The organism is Paenibacillus sp. oral taxon 786 str. D14 (genome assembly GCF_000159955.1).
Lineage (GTDB): Bacteria > Bacillota > Bacilli > Paenibacillales > Paenibacillaceae > Fontibacillus > Fontibacillus phoenicis.
Window position 1 is genome coordinate 202,474 of the sequence record NZ_GG695973.1, and the last position, 7,588, is coordinate 210,061.

9 protein-coding genes are annotated in these 7,588 nt (G+C 52.3%); all 9 read right to left on the minus strand.

Features of this window, described 5'->3' with window-relative positions; genetic code table 11:
- Window positions 1–672, minus strand: a 672-nt coding sequence (locus POTG_RS07690) for a pyocin knob domain-containing protein (protein WP_036644660.1), incomplete at its 3' end; no start/stop codon positions are given.
- The gene (locus tag POTG_RS07695; protein WP_009224260.1) at window positions 662–1,240 is read right to left on the minus strand and encodes a YmfQ family protein; all 579 of its coding nucleotides are present in this window, start codon (window positions 1,238–1,240) and stop codon (window positions 662–664) included. The genes POTG_RS07695 and POTG_RS07690, both read right to left, overlap by 11 nt.
- The gene (locus tag POTG_RS07700; protein ID WP_009224261.1) at window positions 1,233–2,351 is read right to left on the minus strand and encodes a baseplate J/gp47 family protein; all 1,119 of its coding nucleotides are present in this window, start codon (window positions 2,349–2,351) and stop codon (window positions 1,233–1,235) included. Before POTG_RS07700 ends, POTG_RS07695 begins: the two co-directional genes overlap by 8 nt.
- The gene (locus POTG_RS07705) at window positions 2,351–2,812 is read right to left on the minus strand and encodes a DUF2634 domain-containing protein (RefSeq protein ID WP_009224262.1); all 462 of its coding nucleotides are present in this window, start codon (window positions 2,810–2,812) and stop codon (window positions 2,351–2,353) included. Before POTG_RS07705 ends, POTG_RS07700 begins: the two co-directional genes overlap by 1 nt.
- Window positions 2,805–3,206, minus strand: a complete 402-nt coding sequence (locus POTG_RS07710) for a hypothetical protein (RefSeq protein ID WP_009224263.1) — start codon at window positions 3,204–3,206, stop codon at window positions 2,805–2,807. The genes POTG_RS07705 and POTG_RS07710 overlap by 8 nt, the downstream gene beginning before the upstream one ends.
- The gene (locus POTG_RS07715; RefSeq protein ID WP_009224264.1) at window positions 3,196–4,194 is read right to left on the minus strand and encodes an XkdQ/YqbQ family protein; all 999 of its coding nucleotides are present in this window, start codon (window positions 4,192–4,194) and stop codon (window positions 3,196–3,198) included. The genes POTG_RS07710 and POTG_RS07715 overlap by 11 nt, the downstream gene beginning before the upstream one ends.
- Complete coding sequence (locus POTG_RS07720) at window positions 4,191–4,832, minus strand: LysM peptidoglycan-binding domain-containing protein (protein ID WP_009224265.1); 642 nt, start codon at window positions 4,830–4,832, stop codon at window positions 4,191–4,193. Before POTG_RS07720 ends, POTG_RS07715 begins: the two co-directional genes overlap by 4 nt.
- Before the next feature lie 19 nt (window positions 4,833–4,851).
- Window positions 4,852–6,477 (minus strand): hypothetical protein, encoded by a 1,626-nt coding sequence (locus POTG_RS07725; protein ID WP_009224266.1) that lies wholly within the window; start codon window positions 6,475–6,477, stop codon window positions 4,852–4,854.
- Window positions 6,478–6,953: 476 nt separating this feature from the next.
- Window positions 6,954–7,439, minus strand: a complete 486-nt coding sequence (locus POTG_RS07730) for a phage tail assembly chaperone (protein WP_009224267.1) — start codon at window positions 7,437–7,439, stop codon at window positions 6,954–6,956.
- Window positions 7,440–7,588: the final 149 nt, after the last annotated feature.

The window sequence follows — 7,588 nt, forward strand, 5'->3', positions numbered from 1 at the left end:
ACCACTAGCAAGAAGTACTGATGTCCCATTACTTTCTGTAAGTTTTGCTAACTGTTGGTGCGTAGTCCAATCAGCAACCCTCCTCCAAGGGCTCCAAACTCCACTAAAATGTTGCCTAAAATACATTTGTGGGTCTGAGCTTGCTGAGTTATATGATAAGGCGATTTGGTGTCTGTTTGTGGTGTTTGTTGCCTCTTGATAGAAAAGGGTGATGATATGCCAAAAATACCCGTTTGTTCCTGAAGGAGTATTGGCGTGAGTTGTAATAATGTAAGAATCGGTTGTTGTATTGGGATCAATTTCTCCTCCAGAACCGTTTTGATACTTAGCAACCTTATTCATACTATAGTTTTTAGTATTTATATTGGACGCTAAAATCGCCTCATTTTTTGCTGATTGAGTCTCCAGAGACACAACTGAAGCAAGATTATCACTTACCGCCTTCACAGCCCTCTCAGTTGCAGCCACATCCTCCCGAGTACCATCGGTTGCATTCGAAAGCTGCACCTTCCCCTTCACTGTTAACGAAGCATCAGGGATATCAATCTCTCCTATGGCCGCATCAATCTTATCCCAGTTATCATTCAACATTGTTTGAATATTAAAGGTTTCGTTTCCGTCGGCTATAGGATCTTTCTTAAGCAAATTGAGATTCGGTGTGTTAGTTGCCAACCGGATCACCTCCTGCAAATTTGTTTAATGGGATTTGTTCCAGTTCATGAAGCGTCAATACTCCGTGAACATCACGAATCAACATGTAGTTAAACTCAAACTCCATTTTTAAATGTGCCGGCTTCAACTCCTCAATGGCCGCTTTCAGATCATCCAGGTTCGGCGGAATGCCCACGGTATCCACGAACTTTACCGTAACCCCCCACTCCCCCGGCTGAAAAGAAACTTCCACCCTTCCCCGGTCGTACGCCTCGGCCACATTTTTCACGAGCCGCCCGGAGAACTTCCCGCTGCCGCGTAGCTTGGATTCGACAACGGCACGGCGCTGATCCAGCGGTTTACTTAAATCCGTCGTGATGCCGAGCTCGCTCTCCCAACGGTCCAGGCCCCAAGTCGCCGTGCGCACAAAAAACTGCTGAAAAGTCTCGTCCAGCGCCGCGAACAGCAGGTCCATCTCCGCACCTTTGGTGTTCATGTCCGCCTGCATGACCCGGGAAGTCTCATAATAGCCCGGAAGATAGGAGAACATTTCACGCCCCCGGGGGCTGGTCAGCAAAAATTCACTCATACACATCCACCGTCCCCAACACGGTAACCTGGCCCGTATAGATCTCCAGATTGGTGTCTGTGTTGCCATTCACCGTTAGCTCGGCATAGTCGATGATCGGCGGAATGTCCAGCAGAATCGCAGCGATCCGCGTAAATCGAACCAACGGGTCAACAAAAGCCAGCTGCTTCAAATACGCCCGCACACCGTCCTCGATTTTTTTCTTCACTTCATCCATCGTCACGCCGCTGGCCAGCGTCAGCTTCACGCGAATATCGATCGGCACCTCCTCGGCAGCCATCACCGTAACAATCGCTCCCGCAGGTGCCACACCTTCGCCTTGCCCATCCTGCGTCGGATCAATATACGCCTGTGCCGCCGCAACGATCTCCTCGTTCGCCGCCCGCTTGTCCGCATCCAGCAAGTAGATCCCCACCGTGCCAGGACCTTGCCACAACGGTTCCACCTGTGCTCCGCCCACGCCAGGCACTTCACCGGCCCACTTCAAATATTGCGCCTTGTTTCCACTTGTCCCCTGATTACGTACCTGTGAAAAAAAACGCTCCAACAGCAACTCATCCGACTCGATGTCGGCTCCACCCCGCGTAGCCTCCGGGTTCGTAACCGCCGTCAAACCACTAACGGGCGTAGCCATCACCTGGATGACGCCCGCCGGTACAACCCCCGCTCGGCCAGGAACCAACGCTCGAATTGGGGCCGTCCCCACTCCGTTCTCATCCAACGTCACGGCTGCCGTCGTTTCATATTCCATCGACGCCTCCGCCGAATACTCATCCGCCGGCGTCGCCACAATCGTCCCCGCAGGAACTGTCTTCCCCGGCTCCCCAGTAAACTGCACCATACCGGTCGCTGCCACCGCCGGCCGCCGTGTAACGCCATGCTCCGCCGCCCGGAGATCGAGATACTCCCCATACGTCGTGCTCGCAAATCCCCGGGCCAGCAGTTGTTGAGCCCACGTCGCAGCCTCCGCCAACATGAAGGCCACCGGCGCTTCCGCATCCCAAATAAAAGAACCCTCGGACTTATCCATATCCGAAGGTACTCGTTCCAGCATTCGTTGCATAATCCGCTCTTCCGTCTGATCCTGTAAATAAAGCGGCAATTCCGCCATCACGTCACACTCCCTTCCACCAGCAACTCATCTTCCCTCACGTTTTTGACCTGGCAAGTAAATCGACAACCATCCTCCCGCCAATCAAAAACAAACCCGTCCACGCTCAGCGTCCGCGGGTCCACCATCAGCGTCTCCGTCGCGATCCGCCGGATTTCGCTTTCCTGAACGGCCCGGCTATAGCCTTGGCCGATCACCTCCTCAAACTCCTGACCATACGCACGGGAGTAAATCACATGTCGATATCGCGGGGTACGGATCGCTTTTTCGCACCACACCTTCCAGGCGGCGATCTCGTCGGCAGGGGCGATTTTTCCCGTAGGCGTCATCACGAACTCCCCGGCATCAAAATCAAATCGCCAGCTCCGGCCAAACGTCACCGTATCCGCAACCGCTTCCTGCTCGTCCAGTCCCGGAACCAACCACGAATCCGCCACCGCCTCCGGAAAAAGATTAGCCATTCCCGCTCACCACCCTGCATAACACAATCGCATCATTCCCGCCGTTTAGCGGCAACGCCAGTACGCGATCCCCCGGCTGAATTTTTAGCGACAACACCGTGTCCTTCGTTTTCGATGGCATAAATGTAAACTCCCCTTGACCATCCACACTGCCTCCTCCGCTGTCTTTTAACCCGCGGACCTCTCCGGTCATCTTCAACTCCGGGAGCTTCAGGATGCCTGGGAACTCTGCAACATAGTATTCTTGAATTTCATGCTTAAAACTGTCCAGCTTCAGTCCCGTGCCCGTCACGGTCCCAAGCTCTGCCGTCGCACCGGTTAGCACTTCGGCAGCTTTTCTTGCTGCATTTTCCCGCAGTGAAACGGCCAACGCCGCATAAGGATCATTGCTCAAGAAAATACCTCCTTTTCACGTCGTCCATCATCGCGAGCTCCAGCGTCATATGTCCGGGATCCCCCAGTTCATGCGATACGGAAGTCACAATCAGGTTCAGCCCGTTAAAAATCACCTTATCCCCCGCCCGGATCGTATTTAAATCGATGCAAGTAACGGTATAAGACTGCCTTAGGCCCGTTAGCATGGACTCGGCATATTTTTTGGCGGCACCGGCGGTTTTGACGTTCTCATCCTGCACGATCCGTTGCAGCACGCCGTATTTGGCAGTCTCTCCGCTCGCTACGGCCAACACCTTGGAAGGTGCACTATCGCCACGGTTCTCGGTCCCGATGACCTTCACTCGTGTCACCGCGCCTTCCAGTGTACGATTTTGCGTGGCTTCCTCCAGTTGCTCCAGCTTCCAAACCACGTCATTGCTGCCGATCTTGAACAAGGTTAATCCAGCTGGTGTCATTCGCGGCACGTACATGTCCCCGCCAGCCTTCACCGTCTCCTTCAGATCCGACAAGATCATGTTGTAAAGGGTTTGCGGACGATAGACGGCTTTTTTCAGCTTGGTTTTTGTATCTGGTACCTTATCAAGTGGAATGCCCCAGTCTGCCGCGTATTTCTGAAGACGCTGGGCTGCTGTTCCCCCTGCCGGAAAAAGATACTCATCCTCCGATTTCGCCAAATAAATCGTCCGATCATATACCGTCACCGTCATGTGCTTCGTCTGCCTCAAGGTGCTGGAGCAATCCCACACCACGCCCGGATGCAGCAACGGAACCATCTTGCCCCCAGCAGCAATGCCGCTGCCCGAACCGTTATACGGCACGCCGCTGATCCGAATCTCCTGCCCCGGTTCAATCCCCGGAAAAGAAGCCGAAATCCTCAGCCCAATCGTGCCCTGATACGAAATTTGAGCGAGTGAATCCTTGAGCGAGATGCTCTCAACCAATTCCCGCAAGTAGTATTTGTTTTGCAGCACCACTTCGTAACTCACTGCGGCATCACCAGCTTTTGACCGGGCTTAATTCGGTTCGGGTCTTTGCCGATCATTTTTTGGTTCGCATTATAGATCTGCTGCCACTTCGAGCTGTCGCCAAGCTCCAGCTTGGCAATTTTGGACAGAGTGTCACCTGATTTAACTACATAGGTTTTTGCGGGCTTTTTCGTGTCCGGCCGGGTGGATTTGGCTGTCGAAGCTGCCCCGCCGGCACCCGCCTGAGTGTGCACCTTCATCTCCCGCCAAGTCCGAGCGGTTAAATCAAAATACACGTCCCCCGGCTCCCCACCCCGAAAGGTACTGTTATGAGCCGCGATGGTCACAAGCACGTTTACGGCCGTATCGGTAATGATCATGCGAACCGGCGACTTGCTGTTCATCATGGTCGTGAGCCGGTTCATCGCCTCCTGCGGATCGGGGAGGTTTTGATAGTTGCAATACCCCGGATCATAAGCCGCCGGAAAAAAAGAAGAGAAGGCGATCTCCTTCACCCTCTCTCCAGCCGGAAAGTCATATTCCCCCAGCGATACGATATTCACCGTCTCCACGCCTTTGCTCCGGGAGATCGTAATCTCCTCCGGGTTCACGGGAAACACGAAATTTTGTCCCTTACCGTCAATTAAGTGAATCTCCATACGTCCCTGCTCCCCTCCCCTACTTCAGATTTTGCATCGCAAACCGCACTTCGTTGGCGATTTTCCAGCCGGCGGTTTCGGCCAATTTTTGATAGTCCAGCTTTTCTTCGTTAACCGTTAAATTGATCGAACCCTCCGACAGGGATACATTGACTGGGGTTGGGGCTTGTTTGTAACCAGCTCCACCGATTTTTGACTTCACTTCTTCCGGCAGTTGGTAGTAGTTTGGTACTGGAGTGCCCATAACCTTGGGAACGTTCACGTTTGTCCCCGGGCGTGTAACTCCCTGTACGCTGGGAGCCATGACTCGATTGGAATACACTAGGGGTTTTGTTTTTTTCTTCCCATAAAGTACATCAAATATATACCCCCCCAATAGTTCACCTAATGAATCACCTGCAGCAGCGCCAAGGGCAGGAAAAAGCAACGTGCCCCAACCGCCAGTTACCGGAGCAGTAAATGTTCCGAGAGCTGCACCTCCAGCGCCCAGTAGCCCCCCTAAAATAGCAGACGTAACTTTCTGCGTTCTTTCCCTGCCAGGCTTAGCTGAAAAGATCTCATAGCCGTCCATAAGAAGCCCCGCATAGCCTCCTATTTTTTTTACAAAAGGAGTTACTCTTTTACCCCAGAACTGCGCACCTTTTGTACCTGCCGCCGAGAGTTGGTCCAATTTCTTCGGTGAGATTTTCGTCTCAAGTTGCGATCGCCAACCTGGCCATTTTTCTAGCCAATACTTCTTTACGGAGTTTGCGGCTTGTGTAAGCTTACTTTCAAGCGCTTCTTTGTATCGGTCTTTGAATATTTCATTAATGACTTTACCGCCGAATTCTAAAACCGACTTTATCGAATTGATTATATTAGGATGATCTTCTCTAAGAGCAGAGATGGGTTCAAATGCTTTGCCCATTCCAGAAAAGACTTTTTGCGTAACTTTAACAGGTCCCCAATTGCCTCTCATTGAATTTTCAGCAATTGTTATAGGGTTCAGCATCGATAAAATATTATCAACGATTGAATGACGAGGCCTATCTGCCAAGCGGTTAGATAGATAATCATACGCGTCTAGCATAGGAAAGACCGGCAAACTTAAAAGCGGGGGATTTGCTCTTTTCCAGATTCTTGAGCCTCCACTATTTAAGCCCTTACCTCCACTCGCCTCATCTATTCCAATGCCTAGACTCTCAATGATCTTACTTTTTATTCCTTCTCCCAACGCTTCTCCAATCGCCGCAGATACCCGTCCCAGCGTGCTCTTCCCATCAGACTTCATCCACTTTGAAAAAGAATCACCAACCACGGTTTCCCAGTTCACACCTGCGATAGAAACTTGCCACGGTTCAGCAGCCATTGCGGCGAGGGAAGCACGAATCCTCAGCGCTGTGGTAGTGACGCGATCGCTCAATTGCGCCGTTGGCTTCACCGTCGTCCGGTGCAGACGTTCCAGTGCTTCCTCGGCCTTTCGGGCTGCGGATGTTAAGCGATCGTCCAAGGTGAGAATGGGCTTGATGCGGGTTTTGCTGAGCAGCGCCGCTCGGCGCTGAGTTTGCTGCAGCAGCTTGTCCAGACTGCGAAGCTTTTTCGCGGTTCGATCAACGTCACGGTCGTCGGTCTTGATTTCAAACTTGTCATTGTCATCTCTAGCCATAGGTCGTCTTGCCTCCTTTCTTTCGGATTTGAGCGGGCAGGAACCATCCCCCGAAAAATTAACAGGATTTCCTACCGTTATTTTTGGGAAAATCCCGCTTTCACGCAAATTAACTGGAAATCCTACTGTTATTTCGCCCGTTTTTCCCGAGTAGGGCTAAATTCCATAAAATTAACGGTAAGAATTCCAGTTAATCGCCTTCTACACCCACCAAGTCAATAAACTAACGGTACTTTTTACAGTTAGTCTCATCAAACCACCATACTGACGCGGGTAGAGCCTAGCTCGAAGGCTCCAAGACCAGAGCCTCAGCACCCCACAGTACCGCACAGCACCTCACAACATCTCCAACTCACGTTCCGAAAAAGCCCGCAGCAGCAAGCGCTCTCCCTTCGGGAGTGACCAGTATTCCCCGGGGCGAAGATGATGCCGCGTCCACATGTGGAACAGCAGCGTCGTCATGCCGCCGGAGCTGATTAGTTTTTTACGTCATCGATGTCGACCCCAAACCCGGAGATCTCCAGCACTTTATCGCCTACCGCGTCGAGCTCCCCGGCCAGCAGCAGGCGGCGGATCGCCTCTTCCCCGCCGGACAGCTTCAACCGGCTGGTTAGGCGCGCGTCGTCCCAGCCGCTCAACTTCACACTTTGCGGCTCCCCGCCGTGATCTCCGCCGCTGTCGGCTTTTTTCACTACTTCCAGCATCGATGTGGCTTCTTTGATCAACGCCGCGTTAAACAACTCGCTGTCGATCTTCTCGGTCACCTGCCCTTTGGTCGTCTTGCGCACCGTACAACGTTCGCGGATCGCGTCCACTTTGCTGGACGTCAGGCCGCGCAGCGTCACGCGCAGTCCCAATCGCCCGATAAATACAGTTTCTTCCGGTAAATTCGTCACTGTTTCAAAGAGCCCGTCCAAAATTTCCTGTTCGCGAACCGGATCCAAAGCTGAATATTCACTCATGCTCGCTTCCTCCTTCGGATGATAATCCAAATACAAATGTGTCTCTTGAGCAATAGCGGTACAAATGGGCGTTACTCCACACAAAATCGGGCTCCAACGAAAAATAAGACCATTTCATGGCCTTATGAACACGAAATCAGCGCAAACCA

Excerpts from the sequence above, each read along its gene's own strand:
- POTG_RS07695 (WP_009224260.1), bottom strand. The coding sequence starts at position 1,240 with ATGAGTGAATTTTTGCTGACCAGCCCCCGGGGGCGTGAAATGTTCTCC.
- POTG_RS07700 (WP_009224261.1), bottom strand. The coding sequence starts at position 2,351 with ATGGCGGAATTGCCGCTTTATTTACAGGATCAGACGGAAGAGCGGATT.
- POTG_RS07705 (WP_009224262.1), bottom strand. The coding sequence starts at position 2,812 with ATGGCTAATCTTTTTCCGGAGGCGGTGGCGGATTCGTGGTTGGTTCCG.
- POTG_RS07720 (WP_009224265.1), bottom strand. The coding sequence starts at position 4,832 with ATGGAGATTCACTTAATTGACGGTAAGGGACAAAATTTCGTGTTTCCC.
- POTG_RS07725 (WP_009224266.1), bottom strand. The coding sequence starts at position 6,477 with ATGGCTAGAGATGACAATGACAAGTTTGAAATCAAGACCGACGACCGT.
- POTG_RS07730 (WP_009224267.1), bottom strand. The coding sequence starts at position 7,439 with ATGAGTGAATATTCAGCTTTGGATCCGGTTCGCGAACAGGAAATTTTG.